16 protein-coding genes are annotated in these 16,826 nt (G+C 74.8%); 8 read left to right on the top strand and 8 right to left on the bottom strand.

The window, feature by feature from the left end:
* Positions 1-24 precede the first annotated feature (24 nt).
* Together rpmB and rpsN are read left to right on the top strand one after the other, a co-directional pair.
* Positions 25-261, top strand: a complete 237-nt coding sequence (gene rpmB / locus HCN08_RS25700) for a 50S ribosomal protein L28 (protein ID WP_167985624.1) — start codon at positions 25-27, stop codon at positions 259-261.
* Between the two features lie 9 nt (positions 262-270).
* On the top strand, positions 271-576 hold the full coding sequence (gene rpsN / locus HCN08_RS25695) for a 30S ribosomal protein S14 (RefSeq protein WP_167985623.1): 306 nt from the start codon (positions 271-273) through the stop codon (positions 574-576).
* A gap of 31 nt (positions 577-607) precedes the next feature.
* Here rpsN and HCN08_RS25690 read toward each other — a convergent pair whose 3' ends face one another.
* Positions 608-2,002, bottom strand: coding sequence for a GH1 family beta-glucosidase (locus tag HCN08_RS25690; RefSeq protein ID WP_167985622.1), 1,395 nt, complete (start codon positions 2,000-2,002; stop codon positions 608-610).
* 277 nt (positions 2,003-2,279) lie between these two features.
* On the opposite strand from HCN08_RS25690, the gene HCN08_RS25685 reads away from it, so the two are divergent.
* The 4 genes from HCN08_RS25685 to HCN08_RS25670 all read left to right on the top strand — a co-directional run bounded on the left by HCN08_RS25685 (position 2,280) and on the right by HCN08_RS25670 (position 7,947).
* Positions 2,280-3,791, top strand: a complete 1,512-nt coding sequence (locus HCN08_RS25685) for a glycoside hydrolase family 6 protein (protein WP_322974675.1) — start codon at positions 2,280-2,282, stop codon at positions 3,789-3,791.
* 256 nt (positions 3,792-4,047) lie between these two features.
* Complete coding sequence (locus HCN08_RS25680; RefSeq protein WP_167985621.1) at positions 4,048-4,215, top strand: hypothetical protein; 168 nt, start codon at positions 4,048-4,050, stop codon at positions 4,213-4,215.
* A gap of 369 nt (positions 4,216-4,584) precedes the next feature.
* A complete protein-coding gene (locus HCN08_RS25675) occupies positions 4,585-5,802 on the top strand; it encodes a PqqD family protein (protein ID WP_167985620.1) in 1,218 nt (405 codons plus the stop codon).
* Between the two features lie 15 nt (positions 5,803-5,817).
* Complete coding sequence (locus tag HCN08_RS25670; protein WP_167985619.1) at positions 5,818-7,947, top strand: tetratricopeptide repeat protein; 2,130 nt, start codon at positions 5,818-5,820, stop codon at positions 7,945-7,947.
* Positions 7,948-8,006: 59 nt separating this feature from the next.
* On the opposite strand, the gene HCN08_RS25665 is transcribed toward HCN08_RS25670, so the two are convergent.
* Positions 8,007-8,432, bottom strand: coding sequence for a PPOX class F420-dependent oxidoreductase (locus tag HCN08_RS25665; RefSeq protein WP_167985618.1), 426 nt, complete (start codon positions 8,430-8,432; stop codon positions 8,007-8,009).
* A 182-nt stretch (positions 8,433-8,614) separates the two neighbouring features.
* On the opposite strand from HCN08_RS25665, the gene HCN08_RS25660 reads away from it, so the two are divergent.
* Both HCN08_RS25660 and HCN08_RS25655 read left to right on the top strand, forming a co-directional pair.
* The gene (locus HCN08_RS25660; protein WP_167985617.1) at positions 8,615-9,247 is read left to right on the top strand and encodes a SigE family RNA polymerase sigma factor; all 633 of its coding nucleotides are present in this window, start codon (positions 8,615-8,617) and stop codon (positions 9,245-9,247) included.
* Entirely contained in the window at positions 9,244-9,948 is a 705-nt protein-coding gene (locus tag HCN08_RS25655; RefSeq protein ID WP_167985616.1) for a hypothetical protein, read from the top strand. Before HCN08_RS25660 ends, HCN08_RS25655 begins: the two co-directional genes overlap by 4 nt.
* Before the next feature lie 66 nt (positions 9,949-10,014).
* On the opposite strand, the gene HCN08_RS25650 is transcribed toward HCN08_RS25655, so the two are convergent.
* The 6 genes from HCN08_RS25650 to HCN08_RS25625 all read right to left on the bottom strand — a co-directional run bounded on the left by HCN08_RS25650 (position 10,015) and on the right by HCN08_RS25625 (position 16,747).
* Positions 10,015-11,277: a hypothetical protein gene (locus HCN08_RS25650; protein WP_167985615.1), complete on the bottom strand. Its 1,263-nt coding sequence runs from the start codon at positions 11,275-11,277 to the stop codon at positions 10,015-10,017.
* A 164-nt stretch (positions 11,278-11,441) separates the two neighbouring features.
* The gene (locus HCN08_RS25645) at positions 11,442-12,497 is read right to left on the bottom strand and encodes an ABC transporter substrate-binding protein (RefSeq protein WP_167985614.1); all 1,056 of its coding nucleotides are present in this window, start codon (positions 12,495-12,497) and stop codon (positions 11,442-11,444) included.
* A 2-nt stretch (positions 12,498-12,499) separates the two neighbouring features.
* Positions 12,500-13,552 carry an ABC transporter substrate-binding protein gene (locus HCN08_RS25640; protein ID WP_167985613.1) on the bottom strand — a complete coding sequence of 351 codons (1,053 nt, stop codon included), beginning with the start codon at positions 13,550-13,552 and terminating at the stop codon, positions 12,500-12,502.
* A gap of 101 nt (positions 13,553-13,653) precedes the next feature.
* Complete coding sequence (locus HCN08_RS25635) at positions 13,654-14,535, bottom strand: ABC transporter ATP-binding protein (RefSeq protein ID WP_167985612.1); 882 nt, start codon at positions 14,533-14,535, stop codon at positions 13,654-13,656.
* A 71-nt stretch (positions 14,536-14,606) separates the two neighbouring features.
* A complete protein-coding gene (locus HCN08_RS25630; RefSeq protein WP_167985611.1) occupies positions 14,607-15,683 on the bottom strand; it encodes a FecCD family ABC transporter permease in 1,077 nt (358 codons plus the stop codon).
* Positions 15,680-16,747, bottom strand: coding sequence for a FecCD family ABC transporter permease (locus tag HCN08_RS25625; protein ID WP_167985610.1), 1,068 nt, complete (start codon positions 16,745-16,747; stop codon positions 15,680-15,682). Before HCN08_RS25625 ends, HCN08_RS25630 begins: the two co-directional genes overlap by 4 nt.
* Positions 16,748-16,826: the final 79 nt, after the last annotated feature.

Below are 16,826 nucleotides of genomic sequence, written 5' to 3'. Positions count from 1 at the left end.
GTCCCCCCCGACCGAAGGGTGCGCATGTCCGCCCACTGCCAACTGACCGGCCGCAAGCCCGGCTTCGGCAACTCCATCTCCCACTCCCACCGCCGGACCCCGCGCCGGTTCGACCCCAACGTCCAGTCCAAGCGGTACTGGCTGCCCGCCGAGCGGCGGTACGTACGCCTCACGCTCAGCGCCAAGGGCATCAAGACCGTCGACCGCATCGGCATCGACAAGGCCGTGCGGCTGATCCGCGCCCGCGGCCACCACGTCTGAGGGGGAACCATGGCCAAGAAGAGCAAGATCGCCGCGAACGACCGCCGCCGGGAGGTCGTCGCCCGCTACGCCGAACGCCGCGCGGAGCTGAAGCGCGTCATCGCCTCCCCGGCGACCGGCGCGCAGGAACGCGCCGACGCCCAGCGGGAGTTGCGCCGCCAGCCGCGCGACGCCAGCGCCACCCGGGTGCGCAACCGCGACAGCGTGGACGGCCGCCCGCGCGGTCACCTGCGCGCCTTCGGCCTGTCCCGGGTGAGCATGCGCCGGCACGCCCACGCCGGGCACCTGCCCGGCGTCCGCAAGTCCAGCTGGTGAGCCGCCCGCCGCGCCGGCCGGCCCGCCGCGGTCAGCGCGCGTGTGCGGCACGCTCCGCGGCGATGAAGTCCCGGTACCAGCGGTAGCTGTCCTTGGGCGTGCGCCGCAGCGTGTCGTAGTCGACGCGGACGATGCCGAAGCGGCGGTCGTAGCCGAAGGCCCACTCGAAGTTGTCCAGCAGCGACCATACGTAGTAGGCGCGCACGTCGACGCCCTCGGCGACGGCCTGGGCGAGGGCGTCGAGGTGGTCGCGCAGGTACTCGACGCGGTCGGTGTCGTGGACGGTGCCGTCGGCTTCGGGGGCGTCGGCCTCGGCGGAGCCGTTCTCGGTGATGACCAGCGGCGGCAGGCCGGGGTAGCGGCGGGTCAGGTCGACGAGCAGGTCGCGGAAGCTGGCTGGGACCACGGGCCAGCCCATCGTGGTGCGGCGGGCGGTGTCGTCGCCCCAGGTCTCCTGGACCCGGATGTCGTCGGCGGTGCGCCGCGCCGGATCGGCCTCCCGCCAGGGGGCGTCGGCGACGGTGATGGGCCGGTAGTAGTTGACGCCGCAGAAATCCAGCGGGCGGGAGGCGAGCGCGAGGTCGCCGTCGCGCCGGAAGGAGAAGTCGCTGATGTCGCCCCAGACCTCCTTCTCGCCCTCGGGGTAGCGGCCGAGGAAGACCGGGTCGAACCAGCAGCGGTTGTGCAGGATCTCTGCGCGTGCCACGGCCTCGGCGTCGGCCGCCGAGCCGGTGGCGGGCAGCAGCCGGTCGGGGTTGAGGGCGATGCCGACCTCGCGGGCGCCGGCGGCGCGGAGCGCGTCCACGGCGAGCCCGTGGCCGACGAGCAGGTGGTGCACGACGGCGAGCGCGCCGTTCCCCTCGCGGGTGCCGGGGGCGTGCCGGCCGACGGCGTGGCCCACGAAGGCGGTGCAGAACGGCTCGTTGAGCGTCATCCAGCGCCCGGCCCGGTCGGCGAGCCGCTCGGCGACCACGAGCGCGTACTCGGCGAATGCCTCGGCGGTGTCGCGGACCCGCCAGCCGCCCCGGTCCTCCAGAGCCTGCGGCAGGTCCCAGTGGTAGAGGGTGGGGGCCGGTTCGATGCCGGCGTCGAGCAGCTCGTCCACGAGGCGGTCGTAGAAGTCCAGGCCCGCGGGGTTGACCGCGCCGGTGCCCGCGGGCACGATCCGCGGCCAGGCGATCGAGAAGCGGTAGGTGTCGGCGCCCAGTTCGCGCAGCAGCGCGACGTCCTCCCGGTAGCGGTGGTAGTGGTCGCAGGCGGTGTCGCCGGTGGAGCCCTCGGCGGTGGCGCCGGGCGTGCGGCAGAAGGTGTCCCAGATGGACACGCCGCGGCCGTCCTCGCCGGTGGCGCCTTCGATCTGGTACGCGGCGGTGGCGGCGCCGAACCGGAAGCCGCGCGGGAAGCGCGGAGCGGGGGCGGAGGTCATGGCACGGCTCCTCAGGTGGTCGGTCCTCGCGGCGCCGGGTCACCCGCCCGCCACCGGCCGGACGGCCCTGCGACCTGGCTCTTCGGGCCGCCGGACGCCGGTCGGGGAGCGGGCCGGGACGAACGGCGAACGCCCGGGTATTGTACGGACATTTGTGCGGCCCAGCCGTACTGGCTAGGCTCGGCGCGGTTGCGCGGGAGCGCTCCCACGGACGCCCCGCGCATCCGGCCCTTCCCCACGAGGGTCCTCTCCCCCCACGAGAGCACGGAGGACAACTGTGACACCCCCCAGCCCCACCCCGCGCCCCGACGGCGCGGCTGCGGCCCCCACCCGCGCCTCGCGCCTGCGCAAGGCCGCGGCGCTCGGCCTGGCCACGGGCCTCGCGGCCACCGGTATCGCACTGGGCACCCAGATGAGCGCCGGCGCCGCCCCGCAGGGCAGCCTGCCGGCGGGCACCCAGCTCTACACGGACCCCAACTCCCAGGTCGTACGGTGGGTCGCCGCCAACCCCGGCGACTCCCGGCAGCCGATCATCTCCCGGCGGATCGCCTCCCAGCCGCAGGCGATCTGGTTCTCCAACTACAGCCCCAGCACGATCACCAGCGACGTCCGGACGGTCACCTCCGCCGCGGCAGCCGCCGGGCAGGTGCCGGTGCTGGCGGTGTACGAGATCCCCAACCGCGACTGCGGCGGCGCCTCCGCCGGCGGCGCGCCGGACCTGGCTTCGTACGACACCTGGGTGCGCAACTTCGCCGCCGGGCTCGGCAGCGGGCAGTCGATCATCATCCTGGAGCCGGACTCCATCGCGCTGACCACCTGCCTGTCGGCGCAGCAGCAGTCGGACCGGTTCGCCTCGCTCTCCCGCGCGGGCGCCTCCATCCACGCCGCCGCGCCCAACGCCAAGGTCTACCTGGACGGCGGCCACTCGGCCTGGAACAGCGCCTCGGAGCAGGCCAACCGGCTGCGCAGCGCCGGCATCCTGACCAACGCCGACGGGCTGTTCACCAACGTCTCCAACTTCAACACGACGGCGAACGAGGTCAACTTCGCCAAGAACGTGCTGTCCGCGCTGGGCAATCCGGCCAACCTGCACGCGGTGGTGGACACCAGCCGCAACGGCAACGGGCCGGCCGGCGGCGGCGAGTGGTGCGATCCGTCCGGCCGCGCCCTCGGCACCTACCCCACGACCAACACCGGGGACCCGGCGATCGACGCCTTCCTCTGGGTGAAGCCCCCGGGTGAGGCGGACGGCTGCGCCGGCACCGCGGGCACCTTCCTGCCCGACCAGGCCTACGCGCTGGCCTCCGCCGCCGCGTCGGACCCGACGACCCCGCCGACCACCCCGCCCACGACTCCCCCGACGACACCGCCCACCACCCCGCCCACGACTCCTCCGACCACGCCGCCGACGACCCCGCCGACGACTCCCCCGACCACACCGCCCACCACTCCGCCGACGACCCCGCCGGCCGGCGCGGGCTGCGCGATCAGCTACAAGATCGCCAGCGCCTGGACGGACGGCTTCACCGCTGACGTGACCGTGCGCAACACCGGCACCAGCGCCGTCAACGGCTGGTCGCTCGCCTGGACCTTCCCCGGCAACCAGAAGATCACCAACGCCTGGAACGCCAAGGCCACCCAGTCCGGCGCCGCCGTGACGGCCACCGACCTGGGCTACAACGCGGCCGTCCCGGCCGGCGGTTCCACGAGCTTCGGCTTCCAGGGAACGGGCTCCGGCGCCGCGCCCACCGCCTTCACCCTCAACGGCGCCGCCTGCACGGTCTCCTGACGCACCACCCGACACCGAAGCGGCCCGGCCGGGACCCCCGGCCGGGCCGTTTCGCTGTCCGCCCGCCGGGCCCGGCCGCCCGCCGCGCCGCGCGGAACGTCCGAAAGGAGCGGGCGCCGGGACCCCGTGGACACCCGGGAGTAGCCCTACCCGTCCCGGAGGTGAACCGTCCGCATACCGCAGGTGGCGCAGCGCGGATACGCCGGCGCCGCCACCCGGGCCGACGGGTGGGCCGTAAGAGTCGGCCGGGAACGGCGTGACGGAAGTGGTCGCCGCCGCCCGGGCCGGCCCGAAACACCGGAAGGGCATCAAGCCCACCATTCACGCCACGATTCCGGATGCGGTGCCGGCCGGCGCGCTTGGCCATGCGTTATTACGCCGTCTGCTCACTTCGGCGTATCCGGCGGCTCCGCATTCCACTTGACACAAGGCGACTTCCTGGCGGACCTTTTCGTGCATCGGCCGATCGGTCGGTGCCGTCGGGTCCTTCCCGCGGGCGAATCGGAAAGTCTGGATCGGTCAGAGATTCAGAACGCGTACGTCGCCCTGCCGGGTCGGCCCCTTTTTTGTTGAATGGAGGATCGTGATGAAGTCCACGGTGGGCATGAAGCGAGTCGCGAAGAAGATCACGGTGCGCAAGACCGGGGACGTCCGCCTCACCTCGGCGGCGTGCCAGTGTCCGTACTCCGTCGCCGCCTGACCGCCTGCGCGGTGACCGCGTGACGCCGCCGGGGCCCCACTGCGGGCCCCGGCGGTCCGAGGTGGGTGGCGGGTACTCCAGGAAGGTGGCGCTGTGGGCGTATCGACGCTCTCCGTCCATGAGCTGAGCTTCGTGCCCGAGGGCGAGGACGTCCTCGTCGGCCGGATGGACACCGGTTCGTACGCGGTCTTCCCGGCGGACGGCGCCGAGCTGCTCAAACGGCTGGCCGCGGGGCTGCCGCTGGAGGAGGCCGCCGAGTGGTACGAGGCCACCTTCGACGAGCCGGTGGACGTCGAGGACTTCGTCGGCACCCTCCAGGAGCTGGGCTTCCTGCGCGAGCCGGCGGCCGGCGGGCCGGACCCGGCCGAGGCCCCGGTGGAGGCCGCGCCGGCGGCCCCGGTGCGCTATCGGCGGCTGGGCCGCCTGGTGTTCTCGCCGGTGGCCTGGCTGCTCTACGCGGCGGTGGTCGGCACGGCCGCGGCGGTGGTGGTGCGGCACGGCGACCTGGCGCCGAAGGCGTCGCAGATCTTCTTCGTGAAGTCGCTGCTGATCGTCCAGGTGGTGATCACCTTCGGCCAGGTGCCGCTGATCCTCGCGCACGAGGGCTTCCATGTGCTCGCCGGCCGCCGGCTCGGGCTGCCGACGCGGCTGCGGCTGAGCAACCGGCTGACGTACATCGTGGCCGAGACGCAGATCAACGGGCTGATGAGCGTGCCGCGCCGCAAGCGCTATCTGCCGTTCCTGGCCGGCATGGCCTGCGACGCGGTGGTGCTGGCGCTGCTCGACCTGGCCGCGCAGGCCGCCCGGACGGACGGCGGCGCGCTGTCGACGGCCTCGAAGGTGTGCCTCGCGCTCGCCTTCACCGTGGCGCTGCGGATGGTCTGGCAGTTCCAGCTGTACCTGCGTACCGATCTGTTCTTCGTCGTGGCGACCGCGATGAAGACGTACGACCTGCACGACGCGAGCAAGGCGCTGATGAAGAACCGCGTATGGCGAATACTGCGCTTGCCGCACCGGATCGTGGACGAGTCGCAGTGGACCGAGCGGGACCGGAAAGTCGGCGCTTACTACGGGCCTTTCCTGGTGCTTGGTGTATGCACGTTCATCGCGGTGACGGTTTACGCGAGCATTCCGGTCGGCATTCGCTACTTCGTCATCGCGGGCGAGGCGATCGGCTCCGGGCATGTGGACGCGCACTTCTGGGACTCGGTGGTCTCGCTGGGCTTCAACGCGGCGCAGGTCACCGCTCTGGTCGTGCTCGCCAGGAGGAAGCGCAACGCCGCGGCCGGCCAGGCCGGTCCGGGAAAGTGAGAGGGGACGAAGTCCATGGCGGCACATCGCAGGATCGTCGGGGCGGGGTGGGCGGGGCGGATCGCCGCCTGCGGCGCCGGTGAGGGCGGGGCGGCGCTGGTGGCCCGCTGCCACCAGCGGCTGCGCGGCCCGTACACGGGCGTGGACACCGTGCTGTCCGCGGTGCTGCCGCGGGCGCGGCAGGCGTACCCGGAGCTGGTGGAGCGGCACCGGGTGGAACTGCTCTACGGCATGCCGGAGTTGGAGGAACTGATCGGCGCGGCGCCGGCCACGCTCGCCTCGCAGTCGCCGTTCAAGCAGCGCACCCGCTTCTTCGGCTCCGGGATGATCCGCTGCATGAGCCAGGGGGTCGTCACCTTCCTGCTGGAGTACGCCCGCCGGGCGCGGGAGGCCGGCGAGCCGATGCCGGAGCTGGTCTTCGACGAGGTGCACGAGGCCGAGGCCACCACCCGGGAGTTCCTGGCGCTGCTGGTGCGCCGGGCCGATCCGGCGCTGCTGCGGGTCACGGTCGCCGGGGCGGCCGAGGAGCGGGACGACGAGCTGGCCGCGGTGCTGGCCGCGCACGCGCGGACGGTGCAGGCCGGCGAGGGCGGCGAGGCCGCGGACGGCACGGAGGGCGTGGACGGCGCGGAGGGCGCCCACCCGGACCGTACGGCAGACGCCCTGGTCGCCGCGTACGTCCGCGCGGACGGCACCGCCGACGACCCGGCCGAAGTGGCCGCCTACCAGGCGGCGTTGCGCGACCGCCCCGAGCTGGTGCGGCGGCTGCACGACGAGCGGGCCGCGGAGCTGGAGCCCGGGGCCGGGCCGCGGACGGTGGTCGGGGCCGTCGCCTACCACCGCGAGCGCGGCGGCGACCCGGGCGGCGCCGGCCGCGCGACGCTGCTGGAGGCGCTGGTCTTCTGCGTCAACACCGGCTTCTCGGCGGCCGTGGTGGACCTGGGCCGGCGCGGGCGGGCGCTCACCGACCCGGTCGAGGACTGGCGGGACTACTGGGAGTTCACCCAGCAGGCCGCCTCCGCGTGCATCCCGATCGGCCTGCTCGACGAGTCGCTGGCGCTCTACGAGGACCTGCTCCAGCGCTACACCGAGCCGAAGGTCCACATGATGACGAGCTACGCCGTCGCCATGCTGCACACCCGGTTCTTCCGGCCGCGCGACCACGACCTCGCCCTGCGCTGGCAGAACAACGCCGTCGCCATCGCCGGTGTGCTGCCCGACGCCGAGGAGCGCCGCACCTTCAGCGTCTTCCACCGCAACGGCCTTGCCCTGGTCGAGATGCACCGCGGCAACTTCGACCGCTCGCTGCGGCTGATCGAGGACGGCATCGCCTGGCTGGACTCCGAACTGGACGCGAGCGAATGGCAGTTGCACCGCTCGCAACTGCTCTACAACCGGGCCCGGCTGCTGGCGGCGATGGGCCGCACGGACGAGGCGTTCGCCGACTACTCCACGCTGGTCGACCTCGACCCGTACTACACCGACTACCTCTCCGAGCGGGCCCGGATCTCCCGCGACCGCGGCGACCTCGACGCGGCGCTCGCCGACTACGACCGCGCGGTCGAACTCGCCCCGCCCTTCCCCGAGTTGTTCTACAACCGCGGTACGGCCAGAGCGGACGCCGACGACGTCGAGGGGGCGCTCGCGGACTTCGGCTACGTCCTGGAGATGGAGCCCGACGACCTGGACACGCTGCTGGCCCGCGCGGAACTGCTGGTGGAGCTGGGGGAATTGGACGAGGCCGAGCGCGGGGTGACGGCTGGGCTGGAGCTGCGCAAGGACGAGCCGCGGCTGCTGTGCATGCAGGGCACGATCCAGCTGCAGCGCGGCTCGCTCTCCGCGGCGCTGACCCACCTGGACGCGGCGCTCGCGCTGGACCCGCGCTATCCGGCGGCGCTCATCAACCGGGCGGTCACCCACTACCGGCAGGAGCGCCCCGCGGCTGCGGTGGCCGACCTCACCGCGGCGCTCGGCCTGGTCGGCGAGGACCCGGACCTGCTGCTCAACCGCGGCATCGCGTACGCCGCCCAGGGCGTCACGGAACTGGCGCTCGCCGACTTCGACCGGGCGCTGGAGCTGCCCGGCGCGGACCTGGACGAGCTGCACCGGCACCGCGAGATGTGCCTGCTGGGGGCCGGCGGCTGAACGGGGCGCGGGCGGGGGTGCCGACCGTGGCCGGCTGACCGCCCCGCGGCACCGGGCGGTCAGCCGGCGAGGCTGCTCAGGGCGACGACCTTCTCGATGCGCACCCGGACGAGCAGTTCGCCCGGGACGCCGTTGCGGGCGGCGAACTCCTCGGCCCGGTCCTCGCCCATGTAGCGGGCGGCGATCCTGCCCGCCCAGCTGCGCAGGTCGGCCGGGTCCTCGGAGAGCGACGCCCGGCCCTGGACGAGGACGAAGGAGAACGGCGGGCGCTCGTCGTCGACGCAGATCGCGACCCGCGGGTCGCGCAGCAGCGTCCGCCCCTTCACGGTCTCCCGGCCGGTGTTGAAGACCAGGTCGTCGCCGTCCAGCAGGAACCAGACGGGCGCCAGATGCGGACTGCCGTCCGCGCGGGTCGTGGCGAGCTTGGCGGTACGCGTCCCGTAGGCGAGGAATTCCCGCCACTCGGCTTCGGTCATCTGCGGCATGCCCCCATCATGACCGGCCCCGGGACGACCGCCCCCGCACGCCACGCCGTCCGGCCGCCGGCCGGCGTGCAACCTTTTCCGGCCGCGGGGAGTGGGAGGGACGGGGCCCGCGTGCGGGGTGGGGCGGCGGGTGGGCCGGCCCCGGGGCGGGTGCGGGGAGGCGGCGGGTGGGGAGGGGCGCGATGGGGGCCTGGAGGATCTCCGGTGGCGGCGCTGCGGCGGCGGCGCCGTCCGGCGCCGAGGCGCGGGAGCAGGAGGGCTGGGACTTTGACGCCTTCGCGGGCGCGCGCTGGCCCCATCTCGTGCGTACCGCCTATCTGCTGACGGGGGACCACCACGAGGCGGAGGACCTGGTGCAGTCGACGCTCGCCAAGGTCTACCTCGGGTGGCCGCGCATCCGGCGCCTCGACGTGCCCGAGGCGTATGTGCAGCGCGCCCTGGTCAACAACAACCTCAGCCGGTTCCGCAAGCGCCGGGTCGTGCATCTGCTGACCCCGCTGCTGCCGGAGCGGGCCCGGGCCGATCCGCACTCCCCCGTCGAGGACCGCGCGCTGCTGATGGCGGCGCTGGCCGCGCTGCCGCCGCGGCAGCGGGCCGTGGTGGTCCTGCGGTACTGGGAGGACCTGAGCGAGCAGCAGGTCGCCGACATCCTGGGATGCTCGCCGGGCAATGTGAAGAGCCAGGCCAGCAGGGGGCTGCGCAAGCTGCGCGACCACCCGGCGCTGGCGGAGCTGGCCGGCGCGTCCGCGCCCGCGCCCGGGCCCGGCGGGACGGCGGCGGACGACCGGCGGGCGCGGAAGGGGGCGGGGGCGTGAGGCAGGCAGCGTACGACGAGCCCTCCGACGAGCCGTCCGACGCCGAGAGCGCCGTCCGGCAGGGCCTGCTGGCCGCGGGCGGCGCGCTCACCCCGTCGCCCTGGCCCGCGGCGGCGGTACGGGCCCGGGCCGGCCGGCGGCGCCGCGCCCGCCGGCTCGCGGCCGTCCTGCCGGTGCTGGCCGCGGTCGCGGTCGCGGCCGTCCTGACGGCCCCGCAGCTACGGGACCGGGCGGCGGGCGGTGTGCCGGACCCGACCGGGCACGGCACGGCCCTCCCCGACGGGCCGGCGGCCGAGGTGGTGCCGGCGGACCGGTCCGTGGACGTCGGGGCGGGCCTGCGGATGCGGCTGGCCCCGACCAAGGTCTGCTTCTCCGCCGCCGGCGGCGCCTGGCAGTGCGAGGCCGCCCCGAGCGACGACGGCGGCACCGCGTGGATCAGGCCCGAGGCGCGGCCCGCGCCGGACGGCACCGTGTACGTGCCGCTCTACGTCGGCCCCGCCAGCCCGGCCCGGATGACCCTGGCGACCCGCGGCCACCGCTACCCGCTGCGGATGGCCGTGCTGCCCGGGACCCCCGGCTACACCGCCGGCTACCTGGCCGTGCCGCTCCTGTTCCCCGGCAGCCTGCCCGAGGCGACGGTGACGGCGTACGACCGGCAGGGCCGCGTCCTGGCCACGGTCACCGTCCCGGCGTCGGGCTGAGGGCAGCTCAGGGGCAGCCCCGGGGAGCCCGGCCCGCGACCGCCGGCCGGGCTCCCCTGCCGCGGCTCAGAAGCGGGATGTGGTCCGCGCGGCGAACGGCGGGAAGGCGGAAGCGCCGAACGTCCCGGCGCCGACCACGAACACGCTGCGGCCACCGGGCCCGGCCAGCGCGCCGTTGAGGCTGCCGACCCCGGTCGGCACCGGGACCTCACGGCCGCGCCCGGCCACCGGCAGCGTCACGCCGTACGCGCCGATCTCCGCGGCGCTGTCGACGTACCCGAACGCGACGGCCCCGGCCGAGGTGAAGGCCACGTCCTCCAGCTGCGTGGCGTCCGCCGCGGGCAGCGGCACCTGCCGCCACGCGCCGCCGACGGCGTGCAGCGCCAGCGGGTGGCGGATGTGGTCGGCGCCCACCCGGTAGCCCGCCGCCCAGGTGCCGAGGACGGGGTCGGTGCGTACGCCTTCGAGCCAGATCTCGTCGTCGCCGACCGCGGGCAGCGGCACCTTCTTCCAGGAGTGCCCGTCGTAGTGCACCGCCAGGCCGGCCGCGCCCACCGCCCAGATGTCGTCGGGCCCGGCGGCGCTGAGGGAGGTGACGTAGCTGTACTCCGGGAGCCCGGCGAGCGCGGCCGGGGTGACCGGGGTCCAGGTCCGGCCGTCCCAGTGGGCCAGCCCGGGGGCGTCGGCGATCAGGCCGCCGGCCCAGACGTCGTCGGCGGCGAGCGCGGCCATGCCGTAGAACTCGCTGCCCGCCGGAAGGGCGTCGGCCGGGGTCTGGTGCCAGGCGGTGCCGTCCCAGTGCTCGATGAGCGGCTGCGTCCCGCTGCCGGGCCCGTCGGTCATGATGTCGCCGCCGGCCCAGATGTCGTCGGGGGCGACGACGCCGACCCGGCTGTCCAGCCGGCTGCCGTAGACGCGGTAGCCGCCGGCCGCAGCCACGGGCACGGAGGTGGACATCCATGAGGTGCCGTTCCACCGCGCGGCGGAGGCCGCGAGGGTGGCCTGCCCGTCGTCGGTGAGGGAGAAGCCGGTGGCCCAGGTGTTGCCGGGGGTGCCGTCGCCGCCGACGGCCAGCAGATTGCCCCAGGGCATGTCCACCGGCGTCTGCTGCCAGGTGACCGCGGCGGCGGTCGCCCTCACGGCCGGGGCGGCCGTCGCCTGCCCGGCGCCCGCGAGTGCGCCGGCGGCGAGCACGCAGGCCGCCGCGGGCACCGCGAGCCGGCGCGCCGCCCCGGGCCGCCTGCGCACCCGCCTGCCCGCCGCGGGTTCCGCGAGCGCCCCGGCCCCCGCACCGTCGTGCCCGTCGCCCGGCCTGCCGATACCGCTCATCGCACTGCCCCACTTCCCGGTGGTGTACGCGTACGGCGCCGGCCGGCGCCGCCCGGGCCCGCCGTGGGCCCGGTTCCGCCCTACTCACCCCGCCGCCGCCGGGAAGGTTGCACCGGCGGCCGGCCCGGCCGGTACGGCCGCGGTCGGCGGATCGTGCCGGGGCGTCAGGCGTGGCCGCGGTAGCGGTCGAAGACGCCGGTGAGGTCGGTGAGGGCGGCCTCGGCCCAGCGGTAGGTGCACAGGTCGCACCAGCCGATCGGGTAGGCGTGGCCGGCCTCGACCGCCGGCAGGTCCTTCCAGGAGGCGAGGGCGAACATCTCCGCGAGGCCCGGGCCGGGTTTTCCGTGGGCGTCGGCGCGGTAAAGGATCAGGTCGCAGTCGGCCAGCTCGTGGACGCGCTCGAAGGAGAGGCTGACGCCCTGGTCGCCCGTGCGGGAGGCGACCGCCGAGAAGCGGACGCCGAGGTCGGCGAGCAGGACGCCGTTGCCGGAGTTCGCCAGGTCGACGGTGTACTGCCCGTCCTGGGCGTAGTCGAGCACCGCGATCCTGGTGGTCGCGAGCAGGTCGGCGTAGCGGCTGCGGGCCGCTGTGACGGCGGCCCGGTACGCGGCGGTCAGCGGCTGCAGCCGGGCGGTGCGGCCGACGATCGCGGCGGCCTGGGCGAGCGGGCCGCGCCAGTCGCCGGTGTTGCCGAAGTCCACCGACGCCACCGGGGCGACCGTCCTGAGGGTCTTCATCGCGCCCTTGGAGTTGTCGTAGCGGCTGCCTTGCTTGGGGCCGAGGATCAGGTCGGGCCGCAGGACGGTGACCTTCTCGTAGTCGGTGGAGGTGATCTGCCCGATGTCCGCCAGCTTCTTCAGCGGTGCGACGTAGGGCGGGTACATCGTCGTGTCGTCGACCCACGAGTAGTCGATCCCGCCGACCGGGGTCAGGCCCAGTTCCAGCAGGAAGACGGCGGTGAAGTAGTCGATGCTGACGACCCGTCGCGGGTCGGCGGGCACGGTCACCTCGCCGTCCGCGGTGTGCACCCGGCGGGTGGCCGGGGCGGCGGGCGAGGACGCGGTGGAGCGCGACTCGCCCGGGCCGCAGCCGGACAGGCCCAGCAGGGCCGCCGCGGCGCCGCCGGCCAGCAGGCCGCGGCGGGTCAGCTCGGCGGCGATACGGCGGAATTCCTCGTCGGTGGCGGGGCCGGCCGGCGGCGGCAGGAGCGTGGTCGTCATCGTCAGGCGCCCTTCTGGAGCGTGCCGCACATGGTGGCGAATTCGTCCAGCAGGGCGGTCGCTATGCCGTAGCTGGCCGGGAAGAACAGGCTGGTGGTGTAGACGCGGCCGGCCTTGACCGCGGGCAGGGCGGTGAAGAGCGGCTGCGCGCGCAGGAACGGCAGGCTGGCCGGGGTGGTGATGATCGCGCCGGCGGCGGAGAGCATGCCGAGCCGTTCCAGGGAGTACTGCTTGTACCCGTCGCTCTGGCTCGCGCCCGCGCCCAGCCGCAGCCCGGCGCCGGCCAGGACCTTGCCGTGCGAGGAGTTGGCGCTGTAGAGGTCCCAGGAGTCCTTGCCGCAGTCGATGACGTCCCAGCGGGTGGCGGCGAGCAGCGCGGCGTACCGGCTCTTGGTCGTGGCGGCCTTGTCGGCGTACGTGGCCTGCAGCGCCTTCAGCTCGGCCGTCCTGCCGACCGCCGCCGCGGTCTGGGCGGCCAGCGCCGGCCAGTTGCCCGCGGCCTGCTCCCAGGCGAAGACGGCGGTAGGCGCGATCTTCTGGAGCGTGGCGTACGGTGCCCGCTGCTTGCCCGGGTCGGCCCAGTCGTCGCCGATGATCAGGTCGGGCCTGAGGGCGGCGATCTTCTCGATCGCCAGGTTCCCGCTCGACGCCTCGTCGATGGCGGGCACGCCCTTCAGGGCGGTGCTGTAGGCGGCGAAGTCCGGTACGTACGTGGTGCGTCCGACCGGGATGATGCCGAGGTCGAGCAGCGCGCAGACCTCGGGGAAGTCGAAGGGGACGATACGTTTCGGGGCGGCCGGCACGGTGACCTCGCCGTGCAGGGTCGAGACCCGGCGGCTGGTGGCGGAGCTCGCCCGCGGCGCGGAGCCGGAGCCGGGGCTGTGGGAGCCGGCGGAGTCGTCGGACGAGCCGCAGGCGGCCAGGCCCAGCAGGGCCGCGGCACCGATGCCGCCGGCCAGGAGCCCGCGGCGGGTCATGCGGCCGGCGGCGGCGCGGGGTTCGGGGGTGCGGCCGGCGGGGGTGTCGGCCGCGCGGGGGTGCAGGGATGTCGGCACGAGGGGGTCGCTTTCGTTCTGTGGAGCGGAAGAGCGGAAGAGCCGCGGAGCCGGTGCGCCGGGGAGCCGGTGCGCGGTGCGCCGGCACGGCAGGGACGGCGTCAGCGCTCGCTGGGCGTGAGGGCTTCCGCGCCTGCGTGCGGCTCGGCGCCGCCGCGGGCGGGCGTCTTGTTGACCCGCGGGATGACCAGCGGGGTGCCGCTCTCGGGGTCGGTGATGATGCGGCAGGCCAGGCCGAAGGCCGCCTCGATCAGCTCGGCGGTGACGATCTCGCCCGGCCGGCCCTGCGCGAGGATCCGGCCCTCGCGCATGACGATCAGGTGGGTGGCGTACCGGCAGGCGTGGTTGAGGTCGTGCAGGACCACGACGAGCGTGCGGTCGTGCTCGGTGCGCAGCGCGGCGCACAGGTCGAGCAGCTCGATCTGGTGGGCGATGTCGAGGTAGGTGGTGGGCTCGTCGAGCAGCACGATCGGGGTCTGCTGGGCGAGCACCATGGCGACCCAGACGCGCTGCCGCTGCCCGCCGGACAGCTCGTCGAGGTAGCGGTCGGCGTACTCCTGGACGCCGGTGGCGGCCATCGCCTGGTCGATCGCGGCCTCGTCGGCCTGGCTCCACTGCCGCAGCAGGCCCTGGTGCGGGTAGCGACCGCGGCCGACGAGGTCGGCGACGGTGATGCCGTCCGGGGCGATCGGGCCCTGCGGCAGCAGGCCGAGCTGGCGGGCCACCTGCTTGGACGGCAGCGATCCGATCGCCTGCCCGTCGAGGTAGACCGCGCCGCGGTGCGGGGTGAGCATCCGGGCCAGGCCGCGCAGCAGCGTGGACTTGCCGCAGCCGTTGGCGCCGACGATCACGGTGAACTCGTGGTCGGGGATGCTGACGTCGAGGTCGGTGATGATCGTGCGCTGCTCGTAGGCCAGCGTCAGCTCCGCGGCGTGCAGCCGGTTGTCGCCGGGCTGCCGCTGTGTGGGTGTCTTCCGGCCCATCGTCCGCTCCGTCCGTCCCGTCCGCTGTCGTGGCTGCGTCCCCGGCAGCCGTCGTCTGTCGTCGCCGGTGGTCATCCGCGCCCCCTGCGCCATTCCCGGCCGAGCAGCCAGGCCAGGTAGAGGCCGCCCAGGACGCCCGTGGCGATGCCGACGGGCAGTTGCTTGGGGTCGAACACCCGTTGCGCGGCCAGGTCCGCGGCCACCAGCAGCAGCGCCCCGGTGAGGGCGGCGGGGACGACGTTGGGGCCGGGGACCTTGGTCAGCCGGCGGGCGATCTGCGGTGCGGCCAGGGCGATGAAGACGATGGGCCCGGCGCACGCGGTGGCGGTGGCGGTCAGGCCGACGCCGACGACGATGGCGCTCAGCCGGATGCGCTCGGGCGCCAGGCCCAGGGCCCGCGCGGTGTCGTCGCCGAGTTCGAGCATACGCAGCAGCCGGCCGAGCGGCACCGCGAGCGGCAGCAGGACGGCGACGGCGAGCGCGACCGCCCGCACCTGGCTCCAGCCGCGGCCGTTGAGGCTGCCGGTGAGCCACACCGCGGCGGACTGGGCGTCGGTGACGGAGGCACGGGTGAGCAGGTAGGAGTTGACCGACGCCAGCAGCGCGGCGATGCCGATCCCGACCAGGATGAGGCGGTAGCCCTGCACGCCCTTGCGCATGGCCAGCAGGTAGACCAGGACCGCGGTGCCGACGCCGCCGATGACCGATCCGGCGGCGATCTCGGCCATCGAGCCGTGCAGCGCCAGGATCACCACCAGCGCGCCGGAGGCGGCGCCGGTGTCGAAGCCGATGATGTCGGGCGAGCCGAGCGGGTTGCGGGAGACGCTCTGGAAGATGCCGCCGCCGACGCCGAGCGCCGCGCCGACCAGCAGGCCGGTCAGCAGCCGGGGCAGCCGCAGGGTGCGGACGACGAAGGAGTCACCGGGGTCGCCGCCGCCGAGGAGGGTGCGGACCACGTCGGCGGGCGGCACATGGTAGTCGCCGGTGGACAGCGTGACGACGCTGACGACCGCGAGCGCGGCGAGCAGCACCGCGCCGACCAGCCACGTCCGCACGTCGAGCCGGACCGCGTACCCTCCGCCGAGGTGGGCGACGACCCGGCGGCGCGGCCGGCCGGTGCGGGTGCCGTCGGCCAGCAGCGCGCTCACAGCTGCACCAGCCGGCGGCGGCGGGCGAGCAGGATGAAGATGGGGGCGCCGATGAAGGCGGTGACAATGGCGACCTCGACCTCGCCGGGGCGGGCGATGACCCGGCCGACGACGTCCGCGCCGAGCAGGAGCGTGGGGGCGAGCACCATGGAGTAGGGCAGCACCCAGCGCTGGTCGGGGCCGGTGATGGCGCGGGCGATGTGCGGCACGGTGAGCCCGACGAACCCGATCGGGCCGGTGGCCGCGGTGGACGCCCCGCACAGCAGCGTGACGGCGAGCACCCCGAGGGTGCGGGTGCGGCCGAGCCGCGCGCCGAGCGCCCGGCCGGCGTCGTCGCCGAGGGCGAGCGCGTTGAGCGGGCGGGCCAGGCCCAGCGCGATCACCGCGCCCACGAGCAGGAACGGGCCGGTCTGCCGCAGGACCGACAGCGGCTGGCCCGCGAGCGCGCCGACCGACCAGAACCGGTAGCTGTCGAAGGTCTTCTGGTCCATCAGGATCAGCCCGGAGACGTACGCGGTGAGCACCGCGCTGATGGCCGCCCCCGCCAGCACCAGCCGGATCGGGGTCGCCGCCGAGCGGCCACGGCTGCCGAGCACGTACACCAGCACCGAGGCGATGCCGGCGCCGAGCAGGGCGAACCAGACGTACGCGGAAGGGTTCGCCAGATGCAGGACGCCGACCGCGGTGACGACCGCCGCCGCGGCCCCGGCGTCCACGCCGAGCAGGCCCGGGTCGGCGAGCGGGTTGCGGGTGAGCGCCTGCATGAGCGCGCCGGCCAGGCCCAGTGCGGCGCCGACGGCGAGGCCGAGCAGGGTGCGCGGGATGCGCAGGCTGCGGATCACCACGCCGTCGTCGGAGCCGTCGTAGTGGAAGAGCTCGTGGACGACCGTGCCGAGCGGGATCGCCTTGGAGCCGACGGCGACGCTCAGCAGCGCCATGAGCGCGAGCAGGGCCAGCGCCACCAGCAGTCCGGCCGCCCGCAGGGTGACGGTCCGCCGGCTCGCCGGGCGGCTCCCGGTGGCCGCCTCGGCCGGTCGCGGAGGTCTTTCGGCCACGCTCACCATTCACCCTCCCGCACGTCGGGGCGGTCCGCCCGCGATCAAGTTAGGTCAGCCTAACCTAAGATGTCAACGCAGGTGGCGG

Source organism: Actinacidiphila epipremni, assembly GCF_012034175.1.
Taxonomy (GTDB): Bacteria; Actinomycetota; Actinomycetes; order Streptomycetales; family Streptomycetaceae; genus Actinacidiphila; species Actinacidiphila epipremni.
Note: the sequence above shows the minus strand (reverse complement) of the source record. Positions and strands in the feature narration are given on the sequence as shown.

Excerpts from the sequence above, each read along its gene's own strand:
- HCN08_RS25690 (WP_167985622.1), bottom strand. The coding sequence starts at position 2,002 with ATGACCTCCGCCCCCGCTCCGCGCTTCCCGCGCGGCTTCCGGTTCGGC.
- rpmB (WP_167985624.1), top strand. The coding sequence starts at position 25 with ATGTCCGCCCACTGCCAACTGACCGGCCGCAAGCCCGGCTTCGGCAAC.
- HCN08_RS25635 (WP_167985612.1), bottom strand. The coding sequence starts at position 14,535 with ATGGGCCGGAAGACACCCACACAGCGGCAGCCCGGCGACAACCGGCTG.
- HCN08_RS25625 (WP_167985610.1), bottom strand. The coding sequence starts at position 16,747 with ATGGTGAGCGTGGCCGAAAGACCTCCGCGACCGGCCGAGGCGGCCACC.
- HCN08_RS25650 (WP_167985615.1), bottom strand. The coding sequence starts at position 11,277 with ATGAGCGGTATCGGCAGGCCGGGCGACGGGCACGACGGTGCGGGGGCC.
- HCN08_RS25665 (WP_167985618.1), bottom strand. The coding sequence starts at position 8,432 with ATGCCGCAGATGACCGAAGCCGAGTGGCGGGAATTCCTCGCCTACGGG.
- HCN08_RS25645 (WP_167985614.1), bottom strand. The coding sequence starts at position 12,497 with ATGACGACCACGCTCCTGCCGCCGCCGGCCGGCCCCGCCACCGACGAG.
- rpsN (WP_167985623.1), top strand. The coding sequence starts at position 271 with ATGGCCAAGAAGAGCAAGATCGCCGCGAACGACCGCCGCCGGGAGGTC.
- HCN08_RS25670 (WP_167985619.1), top strand. The coding sequence starts at position 5,818 with ATGGCGGCACATCGCAGGATCGTCGGGGCGGGGTGGGCGGGGCGGATC.
- HCN08_RS25660 (WP_167985617.1), top strand. The coding sequence starts at position 8,615 with ATGGGGGCCTGGAGGATCTCCGGTGGCGGCGCTGCGGCGGCGGCGCCG.